At 63.9% G+C, this 22,099-nt stretch carries 22 protein-coding genes; 5 read left to right on the top strand and 17 right to left on the bottom strand.

From position 1 onward, the window contains the following. Nucleotides 1-87 precede the first annotated feature (87 nt). Both ACERK3_10265 and ACERK3_10260 read right to left on the bottom strand, forming a co-directional pair. A complete protein-coding gene (locus ACERK3_10265) occupies nt 88-1,836 on the bottom strand; it encodes a peptide ABC transporter substrate-binding protein (GenBank protein ID MFA9478680.1) in 1,749 nt (582 codons plus the stop codon). A 26-nt stretch (nt 1,837-1,862) separates the two neighbouring features. Beyond that, nucleotides 1,863-2,402, bottom strand: coding sequence for a hypothetical protein (locus ACERK3_10260; protein MFA9478679.1), 540 nt, complete (start codon nt 2,400-2,402; stop codon nt 1,863-1,865). A 155-nt stretch (nt 2,403-2,557) separates the two neighbouring features. On the opposite strand from ACERK3_10260, the gene folK reads away from it, so the two are divergent. After that, nucleotides 2,558-3,085 carry a 2-amino-4-hydroxy-6-hydroxymethyldihydropteridine diphosphokinase gene (gene folK / locus ACERK3_10255; protein MFA9478678.1) on the top strand — a complete coding sequence of 176 codons (528 nt, stop codon included), beginning with the start codon at nt 2,558-2,560 and terminating at the stop codon, nt 3,083-3,085. A 43-nt stretch (nt 3,086-3,128) separates the two neighbouring features. Continuing rightward, entirely contained in the window at nt 3,129-3,803 is a 675-nt protein-coding gene (locus ACERK3_10250; GenBank protein MFA9478677.1) for a radical SAM protein, read from the top strand. A 178-nt stretch (nt 3,804-3,981) separates the two neighbouring features. Here ACERK3_10250 and ACERK3_10245 read toward each other — a convergent pair whose 3' ends face one another. The 4 genes from ACERK3_10245 to cdaA form a co-directional block, all read right to left on the bottom strand. Then, nucleotides 3,982-4,443, bottom strand: coding sequence for a hypothetical protein (locus tag ACERK3_10245; protein MFA9478676.1), 462 nt, complete (start codon nt 4,441-4,443; stop codon nt 3,982-3,984). Nucleotides 4,444-4,791: 348 nt separating this feature from the next. Next, entirely contained in the window at nt 4,792-5,067 is a 276-nt protein-coding gene (locus ACERK3_10240; protein ID MFA9478675.1) for a hypothetical protein, read from the bottom strand. Nucleotides 5,068-5,261: 194 nt separating this feature from the next. Beyond that, nucleotides 5,262-6,329: a hypothetical protein gene (locus tag ACERK3_10235; GenBank protein MFA9478674.1), complete on the bottom strand. Its 1,068-nt coding sequence runs from the start codon at nt 6,327-6,329 to the stop codon at nt 5,262-5,264. Nucleotides 6,330-6,346: 17 nt separating this feature from the next. Continuing rightward, a complete protein-coding gene (cdaA, locus tag ACERK3_10230; protein ID MFA9478673.1) occupies nt 6,347-7,237 on the bottom strand; it encodes a diadenylate cyclase CdaA in 891 nt (296 codons plus the stop codon). Nucleotides 7,238-7,525: 288 nt separating this feature from the next. Between cdaA and ACERK3_10225 the strand changes: the two genes are divergently transcribed. The 3 genes from ACERK3_10225 (at nt 7,526) to ACERK3_10215 (ending at nt 10,664) form a co-directional block, all read left to right on the top strand. Then, nucleotides 7,526-8,416: a HEAT repeat domain-containing protein gene (locus ACERK3_10225; GenBank protein ID MFA9478672.1), complete on the top strand. Its 891-nt coding sequence runs from the start codon at nt 7,526-7,528 to the stop codon at nt 8,414-8,416. Nucleotides 8,417-8,600: 184 nt separating this feature from the next. Continuing rightward, nucleotides 8,601-9,605: a porphobilinogen synthase gene (gene hemB, locus ACERK3_10220; protein MFA9478671.1), complete on the top strand. Its 1,005-nt coding sequence runs from the start codon at nt 8,601-8,603 to the stop codon at nt 9,603-9,605. 183 nt (nt 9,606-9,788) lie between these two features. Then, nucleotides 9,789-10,664 (top strand): hypothetical protein, encoded by an 876-nt coding sequence (locus ACERK3_10215; protein ID MFA9478670.1) that lies wholly within the window; start codon nt 9,789-9,791, stop codon nt 10,662-10,664. Between the two features lie 157 nt (nt 10,665-10,821). Here ACERK3_10215 and ACERK3_10210 read toward each other — a convergent pair whose 3' ends face one another. From ACERK3_10210 to fliN, 11 genes are all read right to left on the bottom strand, one after another. Next, complete coding sequence (locus ACERK3_10210) at nt 10,822-11,637, bottom strand: FliA/WhiG family RNA polymerase sigma factor (protein ID MFA9478669.1); 816 nt, start codon at nt 11,635-11,637, stop codon at nt 10,822-10,824. A 103-nt stretch (nt 11,638-11,740) separates the two neighbouring features. Further along, nucleotides 11,741-12,061 carry a hypothetical protein gene (locus ACERK3_10205; protein MFA9478668.1) on the bottom strand — a complete coding sequence of 107 codons (321 nt, stop codon included), beginning with the start codon at nt 12,059-12,061 and terminating at the stop codon, nt 11,741-11,743. Between the two features lie 289 nt (nt 12,062-12,350). Further along, entirely contained in the window at nt 12,351-13,226 is an 876-nt protein-coding gene (locus tag ACERK3_10200; GenBank protein MFA9478667.1) for a MinD/ParA family protein, read from the bottom strand. Further along, on the bottom strand, nt 13,223-14,629 hold the full coding sequence (gene flhF / locus ACERK3_10195) for a flagellar biosynthesis protein FlhF (GenBank protein MFA9478666.1): 1,407 nt from the start codon (nt 14,627-14,629) through the stop codon (nt 13,223-13,225). The genes ACERK3_10200 and flhF overlap by 4 nt, the downstream gene beginning before the upstream one ends. A 98-nt stretch (nt 14,630-14,727) precedes the next feature. Next, a complete protein-coding gene (flhA, locus tag ACERK3_10190; GenBank protein ID MFA9478665.1) occupies nt 14,728-16,965 on the bottom strand; it encodes a flagellar biosynthesis protein FlhA in 2,238 nt (745 codons plus the stop codon). A 171-nt stretch (nt 16,966-17,136) separates the two neighbouring features. Continuing rightward, nucleotides 17,137-18,213 (bottom strand): flagellar biosynthesis protein FlhB, encoded by a 1,077-nt coding sequence (gene flhB, locus ACERK3_10185; GenBank protein ID MFA9478664.1) that lies wholly within the window; start codon nt 18,211-18,213, stop codon nt 17,137-17,139. A gap of 47 nt (nt 18,214-18,260) precedes the next feature. After that, nucleotides 18,261-19,055 (bottom strand): flagellar biosynthetic protein FliR, encoded by a 795-nt coding sequence (locus ACERK3_10180; GenBank protein ID MFA9478663.1) that lies wholly within the window; start codon nt 19,053-19,055, stop codon nt 18,261-18,263. Nucleotides 19,056-19,190: 135 nt separating this feature from the next. After that, on the bottom strand, nt 19,191-19,445 hold the full coding sequence (fliQ, locus tag ACERK3_10175) for a flagellar biosynthesis protein FliQ (GenBank protein MFA9478662.1): 255 nt from the start codon (nt 19,443-19,445) through the stop codon (nt 19,191-19,193). A 22-nt stretch (nt 19,446-19,467) separates the two neighbouring features. Further along, nucleotides 19,468-20,346: a flagellar type III secretion system pore protein FliP gene (gene fliP, locus ACERK3_10170; GenBank protein MFA9478661.1), complete on the bottom strand. Its 879-nt coding sequence runs from the start codon at nt 20,344-20,346 to the stop codon at nt 19,468-19,470. Next, a complete protein-coding gene (locus ACERK3_10165; GenBank protein MFA9478660.1) occupies nt 20,343-21,290 on the bottom strand; it encodes a FliO/MopB family protein in 948 nt (315 codons plus the stop codon). The genes fliP and ACERK3_10165 overlap by 4 nt, the downstream gene beginning before the upstream one ends. Before the next feature lie 208 nt (nt 21,291-21,498). Beyond that, a complete protein-coding gene (gene fliN / locus ACERK3_10160) occupies nt 21,499-22,026 on the bottom strand; it encodes a flagellar motor switch protein FliN (protein MFA9478659.1) in 528 nt (175 codons plus the stop codon). Nucleotides 22,027-22,099: the final 73 nt, after the last annotated feature.

Raw genomic sequence — 22,099 nt, 5'->3', positions numbered from 1 at the left:
TCGAGTTGGGGAGCATCGGCCGGTGAATGGTTCGGGGGAGTGGCCGGGTTGAGCGCCAACTCGAAACCCGGAACTCGAAACTAGAAACTAACGTCTCACGCGGATGCGGTCCATGTTCCATTTTGCCCAGGGGTTGGCGTTGAGGCCTTCGAGCTGGTCGGGGTTCCAGAGGTTGACGGAGACGTACTGGAAGATCATGGCCATCGGCTGCTCGTCGAGCAGCAACGCTTCGGCTTCGCGCAGCAGGGCAAGGCGGGCGCTGGGCTCGGTTTCGTTGGCGGCTTCGGTGAGCAGCGCATCGAACGCTTCGTTGGACCAGGCGGTGTTGTTGTTCGCGTCGTCGCTGAGCATGCGGTCGAGCCAACTGGTCGGGTCGGGGTAGTCGCCGAACCATGACGCGCGGGCGATGACGTAGTCCTGGCTGCGGAGGCGGTCGAAGAAGGCGTTCACCTCGACCGATTCGAGGCTGACGGAGACGCCGAGGTGCTGTTCCCACATGCGTCGGATGGCCTGGGCGATGTCGCCATGTTCCGCGCCGGTGTTGTAGAGGATGCTCAGGCCGGTGAGCCCTTCGCCGTTGGGATAGCCGGCCTCTGCCAGTAGTTCGCGTGCTCGCTCGGGGTCGAAGGTGATGCCGTGTTCGGTGGGTGGGTTGTAGTCGCCGATGACATCGGGAGGGATGTAGCTCATGGCGACGGGCTGGTTCATACGGGTGACGCGCTGGACGATCGTGTCGCGGTCGATGGCCTTGGAGAAGGCTCGGCGGACGCGGGGGTCGGCGAAGGGGTTGTCCCGGCCGTCGCGAAGCTGGGGCATGCAGTTGAAGTTGTAGAAGTACGTGCCAGCCATGGTCTGGGTGTGCACGTCATTGCGGCGGTCGTCGCGGACGAGTTCGGAGGCCATCGCCCCCGCGGGCACGCCGGGCCAGAAGTTCGCGCCGCCGCGGCGGTAGGTGGTCATGGCGTTTTGCGGGTCGCTGACGATGCGTTCCATGATCGAGGCGTTCTGCACCTGGCCCGCGTTCCAGTAGTGCTCGTTGGCGGTCATGTGGACGTACTGGCGGAACCGTCGGCCGGCGAGCTTGTACGCGCCGTTGCTCACGAGGCGGTTGGGGTCGGACCAGTAGCGGGTGTCCATCCGCCACATGCCGGTGGCGGGGTCGAGGGTCATCGCTTCCTGCACGCTCCGGGCGTGGACGGGGTAGAAGGTGATGAACGCGACAAGTTCGAGGAAGTAGGGCGCGGGGCGTTCGAGGCGGACGACGAGCGTACGGTCGTCTTCCGCGGTGACGCCGACGGACTGCTCGAAGCGATCCTCTGCAAGCTGCCAGACCTGCTCGGCGATTTCGCCGCGGCCGCCGTTGGCGTCACGGCTGACCTGGGCGTACTGCTCGATCTGCTCGGTTCGCCAGTGGAGAAACGCCTCCGCACCTTCGATACGGTAGAGCATGCGGGCGTATTGGGCCGCGAGATCGGGGGTGAGCGCGCGACGCCAGGCGAAGACGAAGTCGTTGGCGGTGACCGGGTCGCCGTTGGACCAGCGGGCGTCTTCGCGGAGGTGAAAGGTGTAGGTCATCCCGTCGTCGGAGATGTCCCACGACTCGGCGACGCCGGGCTTTGTTTCGTGTGTGGTGAAGTCGTGCACGACCAGCGGCTCGAACATCTGCTCGACGACGCGCGAGTCGTGCAGCCAACTGATCCGCTGCGGGTCGAGGTCGTTGTGCTCGCTGGTGGTGAGGAAGATCACGTCGGCCTCGGGCTGTCGGCCGCAGCCGACGGCGAGGAGGCTGGCGAAGGTGAACGCGATCGCAAATAAAATCGACCATCCGTGTCGCATGTGTTTTCGTTCCGTCGTTTGCGGGTTCAGGTTTCGCCCAGGCGCATCGCTTGCGAGGTCACGCAAGCGGGCTGGCCGATCGTGATCATCATCGGCTCGAAGCTGTACGCCACGCCACCCTCGATGATCCACCCGCTCTGCGGCGAGTCGGCAGGCTCGGTCGGCTGCACGGGCACGGGGGCGGGCTCGTCAGGCGAGAGCGGGGTGATGTCGATGTCCAGCAGCAGCCAGAGGCCGGCGGCGATCGCGGCCAGCAGTACGATCAGCAGCACGATCAGCCGTACGGGGCTCACCGGCCGACCGGGGCCGGTCGCGTCGTGCGCGGGCTGCTGCTGCACTTCGCGAGCGATCTCGCCCTGCTCGGCAGTCTTGCGTTCGAGGTCGCGGTAACGCTGTTCATCCTTTTCCGAGCCCTTGCGGGTGGGGGCGGCGTAGTGGCCTTGCCCATCGCTGCGGGGGATGACGTAGAAGATACGGCCTTCCTCGTCGCGAATCGCTCGGCCGAGATCCTGATCGCGGACCTTGACCGGACGGCCGGAGTACGGACTGAGAATGGTGATTGGCATGAGCGGCAGTTTACCGCGCCGGGGGCGGTGTGGGGTGAGGCGTGGGGGCTTGGGGCTTGAGGGATTGGGCGTGAGGCTTGGGGCTTGGGGGGCGTGGGATTTGCTGTGGCGGGGTTGGTGGCGACAATGGCCGAATGGCGCGGGTTTATGTAGCAATGGGTTCGAACCTCGGCGACCGCTGGGGGCATCTGACGGCGGCCTGCCAAGCGTTGGCGGCGCTGGCGGACACGCGGGTGGCGGCGGTGAGCGGGGTGTATGAGACGGCGCCGGTGGGTGGGCCGAGCGGTCAGGGGGCGTTTTTGAACGCGGTGGTGGCGTTGGAGACGACGCTTTCGCCGAGCGAGCTGCTGGCTGCGTTGCAGGCGGTGGAGCGGTCGGCGGGTCGGCCGAGCCGGGCGGAGCGGACGCATTGGGGACCGCGGCCGCTGGATCTGGATGTGCTGGCCTACGATGAACGGGTGATCGACGAGCCGGGCCTGCACGTGCCGCATCCACGGCTGCATGAGCGGTGGTTTGTGCTGCGGCCGCTGGCGGATGTGGCGAGCCCGGCGTGGCGACATCCGCTGACCGGGGCGTCGGTGGCGGCGATGCTGGAGGCGGTTGAGGCGGATGCGGCGGCACGGCGGCACGCGCCGGACGCGCTACGAGCGTCGGCGGGCCTGGGGGCGGAAGATGAACGATGAAGACAAACCGTAAGCAGGTGCAATTGTGAAGTCGGCGACGTTGATGATCAACGAGATTTTCTACTCGATCCAGGGCGAGAGCACGTGGGCGGGGCTGCCTTGCGTGTTCGTTCGGCTGATGGGTTGCCATCTGCGCTGCGGGTACTGTGATACGGAATATGCGTTTCACGAGGGCAAACGATGGGCGGTGGACGACGTGCTGGCCGAGGTCGAGCGGATCGGCGGCGGGTGCTCGCTGGTGGAAGTGACCGGCGGCGAGCCGTTGCTTCAGCCGAGCGTGCACGAGCTGATGCGTCGGCTATGCGATGCGGGCAAGACGGTGCTCGTGGAGACCAGCGGGGCGTGCGACATCGCAGCCTGCGACGAGCGGGTCATCCGCATCATGGACCTGAAAACGCCCGGCAGCGGCGAGGTCGAGCGAAACCGCTGGTCGAATATCGAACAGCTCACGCAGCGCGACGAGGTGAAGCTCGTGCTCACCTCGCGCGAAGACTACGCGTGGGCCCGTCAGGTGATCGCGGAGCATCGGCTGCCGGAGCGGGTGAAGGCGGTACTGCTGAGTGCGGTGCACGAGATTCCGCCCGGCCGAGAGCTGCCGGGGGCGACGGGGCTGTCGCTGCGTGATCTGGCAGCGTGGGTGCTGGAAGACGGTTTGGCGGTGCGGCTGCAGACGCAGTTGCACAAGCTGATCTGGGACCCGGCGGCCCGGGGGGTGTAGTTGGGAAGGGGTTGTGGTTTGCGGTTTGTAGTTTCTATCGCAGGTTGAACCCAGATGTTACGTAGCCCCGCCGCCTACGGCGGCCCCCCCGGAAGCACCCCGCGTGGCCGCGGAGGCTAAACATGGAGCATGCCGCTGAATTTGGATTAAAGCTGCTCTGGTTTGTGGTTGCGGGGGGTCAGTCGACGTCACCGGGGGGGATGAAGGCGTCGTCTTCGTCGCCGTAGTGGGCGTCGCCTTCGTAGACGCGATTGGGTTCGACGCCGAGGGTGACCAGCAGGCCGGTGTCGATGCAGAACTGGCCACCGATGAGGTAGAGGCCATCGCCGACGTTTCGACAGTGCCGGACGAGCAGGCCCTGCTGGCCGACGACATGCCCGCGTTGCATGAAGCAGGCGCGCCAGGTTGAGCCTTGCGGCAGGGGTGTCTGGCTGATGAAGCCCATCCCGCAACGACTGATATCGCGTAGTTTGATATCCAACGGCGTGCGGTCGAGCTGCTGCGGGCTCATCGGGTGCAGCTCGGCGTCGGTGCGGAGGAGGAACCGCTGATGACGACGCTGGCCGTCGGATTTCGGACTTCGAAGGGTTTCGAGCCGTTTCAGTTCTTCAAGCAGGTTAAGCGGTCCGCTCCCAGGCATCGCAAACTCCAGCGTGGACGGGATCGCCCCCTCGACCGCGCGGGATTGGCCCGGGCGATTGGGACGTTAACATAAGACCCCCCTTAACGTTGCACACGCCGGTCGGGTGGGGCATCGCGACGTGCAATGACCATCGTGGCCAGCAAAACTTGCTTGATCCACTGAACCGGCGAGCGATAACCGTTAGGTTCTTACGATATCTATCGGTCAACGTTCCATTGAACTTCGACGATAAACGCAAAAACCCTTCATGCAGGCAGATAAATTTTCACACCGTCAAAATAAAAACCCACGCCGGTTAGAGCGTGGGTCGGTTGGATCACGTTGATTTCCACCAGTGCACGCCGATCAGGGGATCGGGTACGGCGACAGGCGCGAGGGGCGGTCCAGCAGCAGCAGCCGCGAGCCGTCGTCCCACACGCCACGAAGGTTCATGTCCCTCGTGCGGGCTTCGCGATTCAGGTGCTGTTCGTAGGAATTTGCAGTGGAGTGCAGTTCCGGGCTGAAGTTGGCCCGCACGCCCGCAGCCGACGTCGGCGAGTGGCAGCCGGCAAACACCAGCATCATCACAACCAGGACGGCCGCACCGGAGCACTTGAGCGAGGCGTGAAACGCGTTGCGCATCGCAAATCCTTTCATGAACGGAGGGATACCACTGAAATTGTGCCCACTTCCGCCGGGGGTGTCAAATGGCAAAGGGAGGATGGGAGGCGGTTTGTGGTTTCTTGTTTCGGGTTTCGGGCTGGTCGTGGGTGGTTTGTCGATGTGGGCAGCGATTAGAAATCAGCGATTAGAAATTCCGCCGATCCGGGGCTTGATCAATCCCGTCGGCTGACCACCACCGGCACGGACGGCAGCGGCGACTCGACGGACACACTGCCAGGCTTGTCCAATTCGACGTTCAGCATCTCGACGCCGCGGTCCAGTTCGTCGGCAGTCGGGCGGAGGTAGGCGCGGATCGGCCGTTCTTTTCGACGGATAAGGTCAATCTGGTCCGCCGGGCCGCGAAGCACCACGTCGCGGAGCACATTGTGCTCTTCCGGCACTTCGACGATGTACTGCCGAGCCAGCGGCGCGGAGAGCACCACGTTGATCGATACGCTCGTCAGTGTTATCTCGTCTGTCTGCTCGCGCAGGGTGAATGTCACGTCCACCGTGCCCGGCTCGACGCGAACCCACGTCGGGTCCAGCGTATCCGGCAGCGTCACGCGCAGGCTGGTGGTGTGTTGCTCGTCCGGCTCGAAGGTGCTCAGGTCGTCCAGCCGGGCGATCGCCCGCATCCCGCGCATCTGCCCCACCATGCTCGCCGGCACGGTCACCGACACACGGCTGGGGTCGATCCGCGGCCGAGGGGCCACCATCTCCGGCTGGGCCAACTCCAACGCCACATCCAGCGCGACCGTCTGCAACTGTTCCACGCGCACCGTCTGCGTCGCCGGGCTGGTTTCTTTGATGTTCACGCCCAACTCGCCCAGCGCGGATCGCTCGAGAGCCTCGCGAAGCACGATCACCTGCTGGTTGTCATTCGTCTGCTCCGGCGTGACGGGGATCTCGATTGGCCCCCGGCTGAGCAGTTGCTCGACCTGCGTGATCTGTCCGGTGGAGGCCTGGAACGTGACGCCGATGGTCAGCGGGCTGTTGGGCGCGATGCCCACGTCGGTCGTGCCCGGCGTGACGAACTGAATCCGCACCTGCTTGGGGCGCTCCTGCACGGCTTCGCCCTCGGCGTAGAGCCAGACGAGCACGGCGATGATCGTGACAAGCACGGCCGTCTGAATCTTGTCCAGCACGCCACGGTCCGCGCGGTGCTCCCCCTTGCCGAGCGTCGGGATATCCACGCTCAGCGTCGGGCTGGGGTTCGGGTTGGCCGGGTTTCGCTTGCCCACGCGTTTCTCGTCTTGCCTCAGCTTCGCGAGCCGAGGGCGCCTTCATTGCTCAGGGTGCTGTCACTGCCGGCATCGCTGCCGTTGGTCTCGTTTCGTTCGGCGATGGTCACGCTGCCCAGGCCGCGGATGAGGATCGGTCGCAGCTCTTCCGGGCTCAGGCCCCGGGTCAGTTCGCCACGTTCGGCCACGCTGATCGCGCCGGTCTCTTCGCTGACGACGATGACCAGGGCGTCGGCCTCCTGCGAGAGCCCCCACGCCGCGCGGTGGCGGGAGCCGAGCTCCTGCGGGATGTTTTCACCCTCGGCCAGCGGAAATTGTACGCCCGCCGCGATGATCCGGTCGCCGCGGACGACCACGCCCATGTCGTGCAACGCCGAGCCGGGCCAGAACAGCGTGTTCAACAGTTCTTTGGACACCTCCGCGTCGAGGCGCGTGCCCAGTTCCACGATGCCCTGCAAGCCGACCTGTCGCTCGATGGCGATCAGCGCTCCGATCTTGTTGCGTGCCAGGTACTGCACCGCGCCGAGCACTTCTTCAACGACGCGAGCCTTGCGCAGGCCGCTTTGTCGGAAGAATCGCGCTTCGCCCAGCCGAACCAGCGCCCGCCGCAGCTCCGGCTGGAAGACGATCACGAGCATCAGCGACGCGAAGGCGAGGAAGTTGGTGTAGAGGAAGTTCAGCCGTTCGAACGCGTTCTGCCGACCGAGGATCTGAATCGCGAGCGTACCGATAATCAGCACGACGGCCATGCCTTTGATCACGCGAGCCCCGCGCGTCCCGCGAAGGAAGCGCAGGATCACGTAAACCACCACCCAGATGACCGCGATCTCGATGAGAACTTCGAGCGGTTCAGTCCAGAGGTAGCCCTGGATGCGGCGAAGCAACTGCTCCAGGCGGTCAAAGGTCAAAATCGTATCCCATCACGGTTTACCTGCCCGAACGACAATGAACATTCTATCGGCTATAAATGGCCGAATCGTGCCAAAACGCCGCGTGACCGATAATCTTCCGCCCCAATCGGCCGAGTTGTGCTGCTGATCCCACCACGCGACCGCGATTCCGCGACCCCATTTAGCCGCGTCGCTTGCGACGCGCTTCACGCCAAAAGAGCGCGGTGCAAGCACCGCGGCTAAATGTTGCAACCGCGAAACCGCATCGTTGTACACATCTGTACGCACAAATCGCGAGCAGGGTCATTGTTTCGCCCAAACGCTGCCGTGCATGTGCAGGCGCACGCCACCGGCGATACACTCTTTCACGTGATGCGCAACTTTCGTCTGATCCACGCACTGTCCCTCGTCGCGATGCTGTTGCCGATGACGCTCGTCGGCTGCCAGTCGGCCCGTCAGCGGCCCGCCAGCGATCAACCGCACTGGCTCGCCGACCTGTTGCCCGGCTTCGGCGAGCCGACCGCTGGGCAGATCGCGCGCGATGCGTTCTACGTCTACAGCCCCGACCGGCGGCGCGAAGCAGTCGACCGCCTCAGCGCCGCGCCCTTCGGCGGCGAGCCGGTCTATGTCCGCATGTACCGCCTGCTCATCGACGACCCCGACGCGTCCGTACGGGCGTCGTGCGTCAAAGCGCTGGGGTTGCACGGCTCGCCGGCGGATGTACGGCGGATCTTGCCGATGCTCGAAGAAGACGCGTCGTTCGTGCGATGGGAAGCGGCCAAGGCGTTGCAGAAGCTGCACGACCCCGCGGCTGTGTCGCCGCTGGCCGCGGCGGTGCAGAACGACGAAGACGCAGACGTTCGGCAAGACGCGGCGCGAGCGCTGGGCCAGTACCGTACGAGCACGGCCTTCCAGTCGCTCGTCGGTGCGTTGCACGACACGAACCACGGCGTCGCCCGCGCGGCCCGCGATGCGCTGATCACCCTCACCGGCGAAGACCAGGGCACGGAAGCCCGCGACTGGCTGAGCTGGGCCGCCGACCGTCGCGGTCGCGATGGCTTGTTTGCCAATGCCCGGCAGTACACATACCAGCCCTGGACGCCGATCCCCAGTTTCTTCAAACGCCCCGGCCGATACTTCGCCGACCCCCTCGCCGAGCCCCAACGGCCGGCGGGGATCGAGTCGGATAACGGGTGAGGCGGAGCGTTTCTAGTTTCGAGTTTCCGGTTTCGAGTTGACGCTCGGCCTGCAATTCAGCGGGCGAGTTGAAGGTACGTTCGTAGCGTTTGTCCCCCCTACCGGCATGAACGCTCCGGTGTTGCCCAACTCGAAACTCGAAACCAGAAACTCGAAACTTCCCCCCATCCCCTATCATGCTCCCATGTCCGATTCCTCCTTCCCCCAACAACGCCTTCGACGGTTGCGACGTGGGCAGCGGCTGCGCGACGCTGTCGCTGATGTGGGCCTCTCGGCCGACCGGCTGATATACCCGCTATTCGTCGGCGAGATGCGCGAAGCCAAGCCCGTCGCTTCCATGCCGGGCGTCAAACAACTGCCCGTCGACGCGGCGGTGAACACGATGCGCGACCTCATCAAGCAGGGCGTGCAACAGTTCATCCTCTTTGGCGTCACGGCGGACGAACACAAAGACGCGCACGGCAGCTTCGCCGCATCGCCCGATGCGCCGGTGAATCGTACGCTCCGCGCTGCTCGCGAGGCGGGGCTGGACGCCGTGCTCTACGCGGACCTTTGCTTCTGCGAGTACACGGAGCATGGTCATTGCGGGGCGCTGCTGGATACGTCGACGCCGACCGGCGCGGTGTGGACGGTGGACAACGACCGCACGCTCGCGCTGCTCGGCCAGACGGCGGTCGCCCAGGCCGAGGCCGGCGCGGATGTCGTCGCGCCTTCGGGCATGATGGACGGCCAGGTCGCCGCGATCCGCCAGGCACTCGATGCGGCAGGCCACGAACACGCCGCCATCCTCAGCTATGCCATCAAGTACGCCTCGAGCTTCTACGGCCCGTTCCGCGAAGCCGGCGGCGGCGGCATGCAGTTCGGCGACCGGCGGGGCTACCAGATGGACTACCGCCGATCGCGCGAGTGGCAAAGCGAGTTGCACGCCGACCTCGCCGAGGGCGCTGACATGGTCATGGTCAAGCCGGCGATGGCGTACCTGGACATCGTGCAACAGGTGCGCTCATCATGCGACGTGCCCGTGGCGGCATATCACGTCAGCGGCGAGTACGCGATGCTGCACGCCGCCGCGGAACGTGGCTGGCTGGATCTGGAGCAAGCCGCGTTGGAAAGCACATACGCCATCCGCCGCGCGGGCGCGGATCTGGTGGTGACGTACTTTGCACCGCAACTGGCGATGTGGGTTTGAGTGTGGAATTTCGAATTTGGGATTTCGGATTTCGGGTTTCGGATTTGGGGCGGACGGCGTGGTGGCGGAAGAAACTCGGTAGAATCTGGACCCGGCAACAGCGCGCAAAAAACGCTTATGGCCTGCTCCCATTGCCTTGAGTTCTCAAATTCGAAATCCGAAATCCCAAATTCGAAATTCCAAATGTTCCCACCTCTCTTCCAACGCGTGTTCATTCCGATCGCTGCCATCGTTGCCGGCATGGCCTGGCTTTGGGCGGCGCCGCTGATCGAAGCGGCCGACGGGCGCGGGGGGTTGAGCCTGTTTGATGCGCAGGTGGGCGTGGTGTTCGCGGTGCTGCTGATGCTGCTGACCGGGCTCGTCGCGATCGTGCTGGCGGTACTCGTCGGGGCGATGGGCAACCCGCTCAGCGGACTGTTCGTGCTCGGCGTAGCGCTGCTGTTTCCCGCGATCATGGGCGGGCGGATCGACGGCTGGCTGTGGCGGCATGGTGAGCCGACGGCCTATGTCCTGCTGATCGTCGAGATGATCGTCTGGACCGGGGCATTGCTCGGCGTCATTGTGCTGATGGACGCGGCCCGCCAGCCAATCCGCGACGCACTGCCCCGATTGACGACGACCGACCACTTCGGCAAAGCCGACCCGGGCGTACGACTGCCCGATGGGCGGGCGCTGATCGCCGGGCTGGTCTGTGCCGGCGTGGGCGGCGCGCTGGCGACGCTGCTGATCGCGGTCAGCGACACCGGGCAGGTGATCGGGTCGCTCGTCCTCGCGTTCGGCATCGCAGCGGTGGTGACGCAGTCCATCGTGCCCCAGAGCAACCCGCTGCCGCTGCTGATCTCGCCGGCGCTGCTGGCGATCGTCGCCTACGCCCACGTGCCCGTGCAGTACGGCGACGCCGTCGAACTCTACGCCGCGTGGTACGTCAGCGGTGTGTGGGGGCCGGCGCTCGCCTTGCCAATCCACTACCTTGGCGCGGGACTCGTCGGCGTCACGGCAGGGCTCGGCATGCACCAGTCCATCGAACACTCGCGAGCAGCACTCGCCACGCCCGCATAACGCAACGCTCCACCGCAAGGCTTGAATGGATCGCGTGCCAGTGCGCCGGCAATCAAATCGTCGCGGTTAGCCCACGTAGCCACCCGTGGGCGCAACGAACCACCATGCTTGACATGTTCGCGAAAGCGGGGTTGAACCCGCGCGAGTCACCGCCGGCTCATTCCGACTCGGCTTGCAACTCTTTGCCTCGATGCTGAAGCTGAGCCTTCAGTCGCGCGAGGATGGAACTGTGCATCTGGCTGACGCGCGACTCGGAAAGGTCGAGCGTGACGCCGATTTCCTTCATGGTCATCTCCTCGTAGTAGTAGAGGATGATGATCAGTCGCTCGGCTCGCGAGAGGCCCTTCGTGACGAGCTCTTTCATGTCCCGCTTGGACACGGCCGAAAAGGGGTTGACCTGTCGATTGTCTTCCAACACGTCGATCTCGCGTACGTCTTTGTTCGAGTCGGTCTCGAACCACTTACGCGAAAGCGACACAACGCCGACCGCGCCGGCGTCTTTGCGGATCTTGGCGAACTCGTCCTGGTTGAGCCCCATCTCCTTGGCGATCTCGTCATCGGTCGCCTTGCGACCCATGCGCATCTCAAGGCGTTTACGCGCCTGGTCCACCTGGCTGGAGCGCGAACGCACGAGGCGCGGCACCCAGTCCATCGAGCGCAGCTCGTCGAGAATCGCACCACGGATGCGCGGTGCGCAATAGGTTTCGAACTTGACGCCGCGGTCGCGGTCGAACGCGTCGATGGCGTCCATCAAGCCGAAGATCCCCGCACTCATCAGGTCGTCCACATCGACCTCGTCGGGCAGCTTCTGGTGAATCCGCTCGGCGTTGTATTTGACCAGCGGGAGATAGTTCTCCATGAGGCGGTTTCGCAACGCCTCCTCGCCGGTCATCTTGTATTCGTTCCAGACTTCCTGAATTGCTGCCTGGTCCGCGGAGGTTGTCCGCGTACTGGCCTGACGGGGTTTCGCCATTGTCTGCTCCTTGACCACGCTGTCCCCCAAACCTCGGCCCGTCCCTGGGCCTGTTTTCATTTCGCCAACCGTTCGCCTGGCTTACGTCAACCGGTGTGATCCGTCACACCGACGCAGCCACCGCACGGTCGGCCCGATCCTGCCCCTCGCCATTCGAGGTCTCCGCAACGCCGGCCATGGCGTCTTCCACCTCATCCCCTGGAATAGGATGCTCCTGTTTGTAGCGTTCGATGTGTTCGTCGACAACCCGCTGCGCAATTGCGCCAACGATGCGGCCGATGATCCAACAAGCAATCATCACCAACGTCGCGCGCCAGATCAGCACGCCGGCACTGTTGCCCGACAGCAGACCAATCAGCAACGCTGCAGCGAAACTGACCAGCGCAAAACTAGATGCGATGACTCTTGATGGAATCGCGAGCACTCCTTTGCCCGATTAGAAATCAATCCTGAGTTAATTCATTCTAAAGACAGCAACTGCTTCTGTGAAGCCTCGCCCCGGCGCTCATGCGAAAATTTTTCAATTCATATCGCAAATCAAGCCGAAAAAGGCAATTCTTGCCGCACCGGTGCGGGAGACTCCTTATAACACAAAAAGATCCCTTTGCACATTGTGCAAAAGTCCGTGATATGCAACTTCATCACGCGACCTGCGCTCACCGCGCTACACGCGCTTTCAGCCGATCACGCTAGCCAAAAAAATATTATCGCTATCACCCCACCAGCCAGCCGGTCATCCGACGAAACAGGCTACGGCCAGGCGGCTGCGCTGCGTGACGGTCCAATCGATGCGCCAACCGATTCAAACACGTGCTCGCCAATGACGACGGACTCTCAAGCACAAACGGCGTGCGACGACGCACCGACAACGACACCCGCGCGTCGCTGACCACATGCCCCGCCAGTCGCGGCGTGATCTGCAGAAACCGCTGGCACACCGCCGCGACCCGATCGTACACCGCCTTCGCTTCATCCTCGTCGCGAACCTGGTTCACCAGCACGCGAACCGAGGGCTCTTCGTTCTGTTCACGCTTCGCACGCACGAGTGTTTTGATCAGCGCGTAAGCATCGGTGATCGCCGTCGGCTCGGGCGTCGTCACCACGAGCACTTCATCGACCGCCACGAGAAAGCCCAGCACGTTCGGGCCCACGCCTGCGCCCGTGTCGATCATGATCAAGTCCGCCGCCGACTCCAGCTGATGCATCTGGTCCATCAGTCGGGTGCGTTCGTATTCGCTCAGCGCCGCCATCTGCGCCAAACCCGACGCGCCCGGCACGAGGCGAAAGCCGCCCGGCGCGTCGACCATTGCTTCATCAAGCGACATCCGCCCCGCCACGACGTGCGCCAGGCTGCCGCGCGGCGCGACGTTGCACAGCACGTCTGCATTGGCCGTGCCAAGGTCCGCATCGATGAGCACGATCCGCCTGCCCATCTGTGCAAGCTGCACCGACAGATTGACCGACATCGTGGTCTTACCCACGCCGCCTTTGCCGCTGGTGATGGCCAACGTCCGCGCCCGGGGCGCGTTGGATGCCCGTCGCTGGTCGGCGACGAGCCCGCGTAATGCCTGCGCCTGATCCGCAATCATGATTCTTGAACGACCCCTTCCCCGAGCACCAGCGCCGCCAGCCGATCGGGTCGGCCGGGCTCAATCTGGTGCGGCACTTCCTGACCTGTGGTGATGTAACTCAACCGCTTGCGAACCTTACGCATCACGTTCAGCACCACGCCGAACGTCACCGCTTCGTCGAGCTTGGTGAAAATGATGCGGTCCGTGTGAATCCTGGCAAACCGTTCGATCGTGTCTTCGAGCACCTTCTGCGTACACGTCGACGACAGCACGAGATGCACCTCATGCGGCTTCGCCGCCGCGATAAACGACTGCAACTCGCCCAGGCGAGGGTCGTCGCGCTGCGATCGGCCGGCCGTGTCGATGAGCACGACGTCGCAGTCGCGATAGCCGTCGATCGCCTTCTCCAGTTCGTCCGGGCTCATCGCCACACGCAGCGGCACGCCGATGATGCCCGCATACGTGCGCAGCTGGTCCACCGCCGCGATGCGGTACGTGTCCAGCGTGATCAGCCCCACCTTTTTCTTCTGCTTGAGCTTGAACGTCGCTGCGAGCTTGGCGATCGTCGTTGTCTTGCCCACACCGGTTGGCCCGACGAGCGCGATCGTGCGCGGTCGGCCGTCGTCGGGCGTCGCCGACTGCTCTTTCGACATCGCGCCGGTGGGCAGGATGCCCGCGACCGCTTCCATCACCGCCTTACGGCAGGCCTGCTCGTCATCGAGGTCATCGTCACTCAACTGCCCGCGCACCTGATCGACGATTTCCTCCGCCAGTTCCTCCGTCACTTCCTGCTCAAGCAGCGCGAGATACTGGTCGAACAGCTTGTCCGGCACGTCCGGCCGATCGCTGCTGACCTGCCGCTGCTTCTTGCTGGTCATCATCTGCGCGACCATGCGCTTGATCGCCCGCATCTCGTCGGCAAGCTGGTCGTTGCTGTACGTCGGCTCGGGCGTGAGCGTCGCTACGCTCGCCTGCACCGCCGGCTGCACGGGTGTCTGCGATTGTTCAAACTCCGCCCGCGCCGCGGCATACGTCCGCCGAATCAGGTCCCCCGCCATCGCCGGCTGCTCGGGCTCGCGCACCGGCTCTGGCGTGCGTTGCTCCGACGCACGCTCCGACACTCGGCTGAGCGACTTAAGCCGCTCAGCGGCCACGCGTGGGCTTGCATCCGACCCTTTCCGCCGCGCCACCAGGGCCGCCAATTGCTCCTGGCGATCGCGCACCGCTTGTGAGCGTTTCTTGCGACCGACCTCGCGGCCGTCCGCAGCGGTGACTTCCACCACCGCCTTCGCACCAATGCCCAGGATGCCGCCGCGCTTGTAGCTGCGCGTGTGCAGAATGACCGCGTCCGCGCCCATCGTGCGACGCACATGCACAAGTGCCTCGGCCATTGTCCTGGCGGTGAATGTTCTAAGGTTCAACGCTCCTGCCCCTTGTCGTAAGCTCGCCGTCCATGGCTCGCTGACATATCACTGCCTGTCGTCTGTCGCCTTCAGGCGACGTGAGTTGCTCGCATAACTTACACGCTTCCGGCCATCTCTTCACGCCGTTCATTACTCACCTGCACAAGACCCAACGATTCCACCTCCACACCCTTGCTCACTTCGTTGTAGCCCAGCACCGCTGCGTTGGGCAGATGAGGCTCGATCAGCCGCCGCACGGACGCGCGAACCTGCGGCGACGCGAGCACGACCGGGTTGTGCCCCCCCTGCAACAAGCGCTGCAACTCCTGAATCATCGCCGTGGTGATGCGGTTCGCCACCGCCGGCGGCATCGTCATGCTCGTGCCTTCGGTCGATCGCTCGATGTAGCCGTTGATCCGATCTTCCAACGCCGGGTCGAGGCTCACACAATACAGCTTCGTCACCGGCACGCCATCGTCCAGGCCGGTCTGTGCATCGTGATTGCTTTCCGTGACGACATACTGGTTGCAGATCGTCCGACGTAAGGCGTTGCGCACATACTCGGTAAGCACTTCGAGGTCTTTGGTTCGCGGTGCCCAATCGCCAAGCGTTTCGAGAATCGTCTCCAGATCGCGAACCGGCACGCGCTCGCGAAGCAGGTTCTGGAGCACTTTCTGCAACTCGGCGGACTTGACGGTCGGCGTCGCGTCGTTCGCGCCCGCGGCGGCCGGGCCGAGCACTTCGTCCACCAGCTTCGGCGCTTTCTCGCGCAACTGCGTGATAAGGTTGTTCGTCTCTTCGCGCGAGAGCAGTTCGTGGGCATGGCCCTTGACGGTTTCGGTCAGATGGGTTGCCAGCACGCTGGTCGCGTCGACGACCGTGTAGTTGAGCGCCTCGGCCCGCTGCTTCTGGCCGGACTCGATCCACGTCGCATCCAGGCCGAACGCCGGCTCACGCGTTCGCGTGCCCGGCAGCGGCTCACTCGCCAGGCCGCTGTCCATCGCGAGGAACTGGCCGGGGTACACCTGCCCGTTGGCGATCGAGTTGCCCCGCAGTTTGATGTGATAGTCGCTCGGCGTAAGCTGCATGTTGTCGCGAATACGCACCGGCGGCATGACGAAGCCCAGCTCGCCGGCAAGCTGTCGGCGGATCATGTCGATGCGCTCAAGCAAATCGCCGCCTTGCGACGCGTCCACGAGACGGACCAGCCCGTAGCCAACTTCCAGCTCCAACGTGTCGACGTGCAGCGACTGCTCGACCGGCGGCTTTTCCGGACGCTGAGTCTTGGCGTGCTCGGCCTCGGTGTCAGCGACCTGCTGTCGCTGGCCTGCCCGATGCAGCATGAACCCGAGCCCACCCACGCTGCCCGCCGCGAGCAACATCGGCAGCATCGGCATGCCCGTGAACGCCATCAGTACGAGGAAACCAGCGGTGATGCCCAGCGCCGCGTGTCGGCTGGTGAGCTGCTGCGTCAGCTCCGTGCCCATGTCCTGATCGCTGCTGGACCGCGTTACGATCAGGCCCGCGGACAGTGAGATCACCAACGCGGGCAGCTGCGAGACCAGGCCGTCGCCGATGGTCAGCAACGTAAAGATCTGAAGCGAATCGCCAAAGCTCCAGCCCTTGATGGCGATGCCGATGGTGAAGCCGGCGACGATGTTGATGACGGTGATGATGATGCCCGCGATCGCGTCGCCGCGAACGAACTTGGCGGCACCGTCCATTCGGCCATAAAAGTCGGACTCGTCGGTGATCTGCTTTCGGCGGGACTTGGCCTGCTTCTCATCGATCAGGCCGGCGTTGAGGTCCGCGTCGATGGCCATCTGCTTGCCCGGCATGCCGTCGAGCTGGAAGCGGGCGGCCACTTCACTGATGCGTGTCGCACCTTTGGTGATGACCACGAATTGCACGATGATGAGAATCACGAAGAGAATCACGCCGACCACCACCGCCGTCGGCCCCGCCCCGACGCCGCCGCCCGTGACGAACTCAGCGAACGCTTGAATGACCCGGCCGGCCACCGCGGTCGCTTCCTCCGGCGTGTCGGCCGCCATCGACAGAATCAAACGCGTGCTGGCGATGTTCAAGACAAGCCGAAACATGGCTGTGCCCAGCAGCAGCGACGGGAAGCCGGAAAAATCGAGCGGGCTGCGGACGAACAGCGTGGTCATGAGAATCAACGCCGCCAGCGCGAGGTTGGCGGTGATCAACAGGTCCAGCGCGATCGTCGGCAAGGGCACGACAATGACCGCCAGCATCGCAATGAACAGCACCGGCACGATCAGCGACTGATGCCGCTGCACGAACGCGGCAGCGCCGGCAATGTTCATCGGGTTGGCGGGTTGCTTGGCCATGGTTGGTGCTTGTCGATCGGGTTAGCCACGAAGACACGAAGGGGGCGAAGAAAACACGAAGAAAGGCAGAGGAACAGTTGTTACAACTGAATTATCGCTGCCAATATTTATTTTCTTTTTCACTTCGTGACTCCTTCATCCCCTTCGTGTCTTCGTGGCTTTCCCGTCCGTTCACGCGCTCTTGCGCCCGCTCAGTCGATAGACGTAAGCCATGATTTCCGCCACGGCGGTGTAGTGCTCTGGCGGGACTTCCTGCCCCACGTCGACGCTGCTGTACAGCGCTCGCGCGAGCGGCTTGCGTTCGATGATCGGAATGCCATGCAGCGAGCCGATCTGACGAATACGCATCGCAAGGAAATCAGCCCCCTTTGCGACGACTTTCGGCGCACGCATGCTCTCGGCGTCATATTTCAAGGCGATCGCCAAATGCGTCGGGTTGGTCACGATCACGTCGGCCTGGGGCACTTGCTGCGCGGTGCGCTGCATGGCAAGCTGGCGGGCGACGCGCGAGCGACGCTGCTTCATGAGCGGGTCGCCTTCCATACGCTTCATCTCTTCTTTGACTTCCTGCTTGCTCATACGCAGTTCGCGCTCGTGCTGAAAGCGTTGAAACGAGAAGTCGAGAATCGCAAGGATGATCAGCAGCACCGCCAGCTTGATCGACAGCAGAAACGTCATCTGCGTGGCCGCAGCGAAGGCCTGGCCGGCTGACAGTTCGGGCAGGATGAGGATCTTCGGCAGGTCGTTGTAGATCAGAAACATCGCGACCGCGGCAATGGCGATCAGCTTGCCCAGGCTCATCACAAAGCGCATCGCGGCGCGGGCGTTTGTCAGATTCTTGATCCCCCGCATCGGCGAAAGCTTGCTGAGCTTCGGCGTGATCGGCTTGACCGTCACGAGAAAACCTACCTGACCGACCGCCACCATCAACACGATCGCGCCGATGGCGATCATCAACGGCAACACCGCCGACGCGAGAATGTGCAATACGAACGAGCCCAGTGCGCCCAGGTCCTCCGGCCGAGTGGGATTGCTCGCGTGTGAGCCGGAGAGGAGCACTTCGAGTGAGACTTTGAGTCCGCCGAACACGCGCTGGCCGAGCAAATAAATGAGCACCGTGGCTGCAAGCAGCGCGCAGGCCGCGTTGAGGTCCGTGCTCTTGGGCACGTTCCCTTCGCGGCGGGCCTCCTCCCGCTTGCGCGGCGTAGGTGGCTCGGTTTTTTCAGCAGCGGTGTTGTTTTCAGCCATCGATCGTTAAAAAGGTTTCTGGTTTCGAGTTTCGAGTTTCGAGTGGTTCACCAGGCGAAGACGCCGAGCAGTCGTCGCATCATGTCCTGCAAGCCGTCGACATAGATGCCGATCATGATGCCGACGCCCATGACCAGCACCGTGCCGCCGGCGATGGTGCGGATGGCAAAGCCGATGCTCAGGATGTTGATGCCCGGCACGGTGCGGGCGATAAAGCCCATGGCCAGCGTTTCGAGGAAGATCAGCACGAGCAGCGGCGCTGCGATGCGCAGGCCGATTTCGAACGCCGAGGCGAGCATGCCGATGATCAGTTGGAGCAGTGAGTCGAAGTCGGTGAAGCCGCCGGGCGGGATGTGGTCGAAGCTGCCGATGAGCGCTGCGAGCATGGCCTGAATGCCGCCGAGGATGACGAACACCGCCAGGGCTGTGAGGAACAGCATTTCGCCCATGATGGTGGATTGTTCGTTGAGGTCGGGGTTGAACACGCCCGCCGAGCCGGGGAAGACCTGCTGATCGATGAGCTGTCCGCCGATCTGCATGGCGATCAACGGCAGGCTCGCGCAGTAGCCGATCGCCAGGCCGATGGCCAGTTCCAGTCCGATCGCCGCCACGAGGCCGAGCAACGCCGGCTCCGTTCCGATCAACGGTGAGATCAACGCCGCCGACGGTCGGCTGGGATCGAGCAGCATCGGGTAGACGCATAGTGACAGGCCGAGCACAAGGAAGACCTTGACCTGCCGCAGAATCGCGGGGCTGCCGAGCACCGGCGCAAGCAGAAAGATGCCGGTGAGCCGAAACAGCACCAGCAACCACGCAGGCAGATGATCGAGCAGAGGTCGCAAGTCGGCGATCAATCAGTTGGTCCTCCATGGTTTGACAAGGTGACATGGTGAGGGGGTGAGTGGGGTGAGGGGGTGACGCATCTGCCGATCACCTTGTCACCTTGCCATCCTGTCACCTTGTCACCCTTCCCTCCTTCAATACCCCGCGAACATCCGTTCCGCGAAGTTGAGTATCTGCAGCATCATCCAGGGCATCATCAGGATCGCGACGATGACCATGCCCACGATTTTGGGCACGAAGCTGAGCGTCTGTTCCTGCACCTGCGTGACCGCTTGCGCGATGCTGACCGTCAGGCCGATCATCAGCGCCGCCGCGAGGATCGGAAAGCTGAGCATCAGCATCAGCCCCAACGCTTCGCGCAACATGTCACTGGCCTGGTCCACGTTCATCGCATATTCCTCTTACGCAAAGCTACGTCACCCCCGGCACCGCGAAACTGTTGAGCAGGTTGCCCGCGACGAGCATCCACCCGTCCACGAGCACAAACAGCAGCAGCTTGAACGGCAGGCTGATGAGAATCGGCGGCAGCATCAGCATGCCCATCGAAATCAGCACGCTCGCGACCACCATGTCGATAATCAGAAACGGCAGGTAAAGACGAAAGCCGATGAGGAACGCGACCTTCAACTCGCTGAGCACGAATGCGGGGATCAGCGAGAGCATGTCCACATCCGCCCGCCGCAGGTTCTCCGGCTCGGAGGTGTCGATGCCCCGGTAGTTGAGGATCATGTAAAGATTGTCCCAGTTGCCCGCATATTCGATCTGGTCGAACATGAAATCGCGCACCGGCTGCTTGGCGGCCTCCCACGCTTCCATCTCGCCGATCTCGTTGTTCTGCAACGGCTGAAGCGCGTTGGTGTTGATGCGTTCGAACGTCGGCGCCATGACGAGGAAGGTCATGAACAGCGACAGGCCGACGATCACCTGCGACGGCGGCAGCGCCTGCGTGCCGATGGCCTGGCGGAGCAGGGCGAGCACGACGACGATGCGCGTGAAGCTGGTGCACATCACGAGGATGGCCGGCGCAAGCGAGAGCACCGACAGCAGCAGCATGATCGAGAGCGTGGCGGAGAGGGTCGTGCCGCCTTCGCCGTCGGCACCAGCTTCGCCGCCGTCGATGGGCAGCGCCCGCGATGCGTTTTCGAGGATGGACAGCGGGTTGAACGGATCGAGATTGCCATCGCCCCCGTCTTGCGCGATCGCCACGGTTGGCAAGGCCAACATGCAAAGCAGCATCACCAGCATAAAGCCGACGCGAAACTCGAAGCTCGAAAGGCGAAACGGTTTCACGAGTCGCCCCCTTTCCCCGACATGACGCGCAGGCGGGACATGAGGCTGCTGACCGAGTCGCGGGCGCGGTCGACGAGGTGTTCGCTGCGGTCGCCGCCTTCGTCGTCGAAGCGGAAGTCGGTGGGCGAGCCGACGCCGTCGGCATCGGCTGTGGGGGCGTCGTAGTCGCCGTGGAATCGGCCGAGCAGTTGGCTGAAGCCTTTGGTGACAGAGGTTTCCCGCGAGGCGGTGACGGCCGTGAGCAGGTCGGCGATCTCTTCGGGGTCGTCAACGTTGGCGAGGGTTCGCAGGCCGTTGGCGGAGTCGCCGACGATGAGCACGCGGTTGCCGATACGGACAATGAGGATGTGGTTGCGTGGTGCGACGGGCGTGCGTGCGAGCACTTCGATGACGGGGCTGGGTCGGACGGTGGGTTGGCCGGAGAGCTTGGTCCACGCCCAGCGGAGGAAGAGGATCAGGCCGATGACAATGCCCAGCGCGGTGAGCGTGTTGAGCGTTGCCGACCCCGTACCGCTGAAGACGCCGCTCGAACCGCCTTCGCTGGTGCGCGTGCTCGGCGTGCCGAGGCTTTCGTCCTCGCGCGAGGCTGCGGCGGCGTCGGCAGTGTCGGACGATTCGTCATTGTCCGTCGGCGCAAGAATCGACTGCCGGGCGGGGGCGGCGCGGTCGTCGGCGTCGCGATCATCGGTTGAGGCAGTGTTACGTCGCTCGGCGAGGGATCGCGCCAGATCGGAAAGGTCGCGGCGGGCAGGGGCCGCGTTGTCGGCGTTGTCATCGCGTGTGTTGGTGTCGGCTTGCGTGTCGGCGTCGACGGACATGGCCGCGCCATCGTTGGCCGAGGCGGGCCGGGCCGGCGCATCGGCCAACACGGCCGCGCTGCTGATCAACAGCGCGACGGCCAAAGCGAGGCTGTAGTTCCACGCGTGCACCGTTCGGCCCTCCATGGCCGGTGACTTCTACCGACGCATCCTGCGTCGGTGTTCCAACTCAATTCCCCCCCATCGCACGAGCTCCGCTCGCGACGGGACCGCGCAACAATTGCCGCGCTGTCGTCACTATCGGCGCGAAGCGGGGGTGGAACTGTAATTTGTTATTCAGAAAACAATAGAACGATGTTCAGCGCGCGAATGCGCGGGTAAAACCGGACGCAACCTAACTCGCGTCCGACGTAGCACCGGCCTGCTGCGCTTCGACCGCGGCCTCGGCTTCCTGCTCAAGGTCGGCGAGCACTTCGCTGATGCGAATACAAAAATTGTCGTTGAGCACCAGTACCTCGCCACGCGCGACCAGTCGGCCGTTGACGTATACGTCCACCGGATCGCCCGCGAGCTTGTCCAGTTCCACCACGCTGCCGGCCTGCAACTTCAGCACGTCTTCAACGAGCATCTCCGTTCGGCCAAGCTCGATCATCACATCCAGATCGACGTCGCCAAGCAGGTCGAGGCTCGTGCCCGAAGGCTCATCGCCCGCCTCGGCAGCTTCATCTGCAGGGTCCTGCGCGCCCGCAGACGCCTCAACCGTCTGCTTCAGCTCATCCAGCGAAGCGCTGGCCGCTTCGAGCGCTTCGTCGACCGATGCGTCGTCGTTCGCGTTGGCATCGGCGCCCGGCTGTACCGACTGTGCCGGTTGTGACGTGTCGGGCTGGTCGGGCGTGTCCTTGCCCTGGGGTTGATCGGCCATGATCGTCCTCGCGTGCGTATTGCGTTAAAGGTTGGCAGGCAGTGTAACAGACTTCGATTTCACTCCCGGCGAG

Source organism: Phycisphaerales bacterium AB-hyl4 (assembly GCA_041821185.1).
GTDB lineage: Bacteria > Planctomycetota > Phycisphaerae > Phycisphaerales > Phycisphaeraceae > Natronomicrosphaera > Natronomicrosphaera hydrolytica.
This window is presented reverse-complemented; position numbering and strand designations above follow the sequence as displayed.

What these genes read in the sequence shown, in the direction of transcription:
- ACERK3_10265 (MFA9478680.1), bottom strand. Translation starts at nt 1,836, where the DNA reads ATGCGACACGGATGGTCGATTTTATTTGCGATCGCGTTCACCTTCGCC.
- ACERK3_10260 (MFA9478679.1), bottom strand. Translation starts at nt 2,402, where the DNA reads ATGCCAATCACCATTCTCAGTCCGTACTCCGGCCGTCCGGTCAAGGTC.
- folK (MFA9478678.1), top strand. Translation starts at nt 2,558, where the DNA reads ATGGGTTCGAACCTCGGCGACCGCTGGGGGCATCTGACGGCGGCCTGC.
- ACERK3_10250 (MFA9478677.1), top strand. Translation starts at nt 3,129, where the DNA reads ATGATCAACGAGATTTTCTACTCGATCCAGGGCGAGAGCACGTGGGCG.
- ACERK3_10245 (MFA9478676.1), bottom strand. Translation starts at nt 4,443, where the DNA reads ATGCCTGGGAGCGGACCGCTTAACCTGCTTGAAGAACTGAAACGGCTC.
- ACERK3_10240 (MFA9478675.1), bottom strand. Translation starts at nt 5,067, where the DNA reads ATGCGCAACGCGTTTCACGCCTCGCTCAAGTGCTCCGGTGCGGCCGTC.
- hemB (MFA9478671.1), top strand. Translation starts at nt 8,601, where the DNA reads ATGTCCGATTCCTCCTTCCCCCAACAACGCCTTCGACGGTTGCGACGT.
- ACERK3_10215 (MFA9478670.1), top strand. Translation starts at nt 9,789, where the DNA reads ATGTTCCCACCTCTCTTCCAACGCGTGTTCATTCCGATCGCTGCCATC.
- ACERK3_10210 (MFA9478669.1), bottom strand. Translation starts at nt 11,637, where the DNA reads ATGGCGAAACCCCGTCAGGCCAGTACGCGGACAACCTCCGCGGACCAG.
- ACERK3_10200 (MFA9478667.1), bottom strand. Translation starts at nt 13,226, where the DNA reads ATGATTGCGGATCAGGCGCAGGCATTACGCGGGCTCGTCGCCGACCAG.
- flhA (MFA9478665.1), bottom strand. Translation starts at nt 16,965, where the DNA reads ATGGCCAAGCAACCCGCCAACCCGATGAACATTGCCGGCGCTGCCGCG.
- flhB (MFA9478664.1), bottom strand. Translation starts at nt 18,213, where the DNA reads ATGGCTGAAAACAACACCGCTGCTGAAAAAACCGAGCCACCTACGCCG.
- fliQ (MFA9478662.1), bottom strand. Translation starts at nt 19,445, where the DNA reads ATGAACGTGGACCAGGCCAGTGACATGTTGCGCGAAGCGTTGGGGCTG.
- ACERK3_10165 (MFA9478660.1), bottom strand. Translation starts at nt 21,290, where the DNA reads ATGGAGGGCCGAACGGTGCACGCGTGGAACTACAGCCTCGCTTTGGCC.
- fliN (MFA9478659.1), bottom strand. Translation starts at nt 22,026, where the DNA reads ATGGCCGATCAACCCCAGGGCAAGGACACGCCCGACCAGCCCGACACG.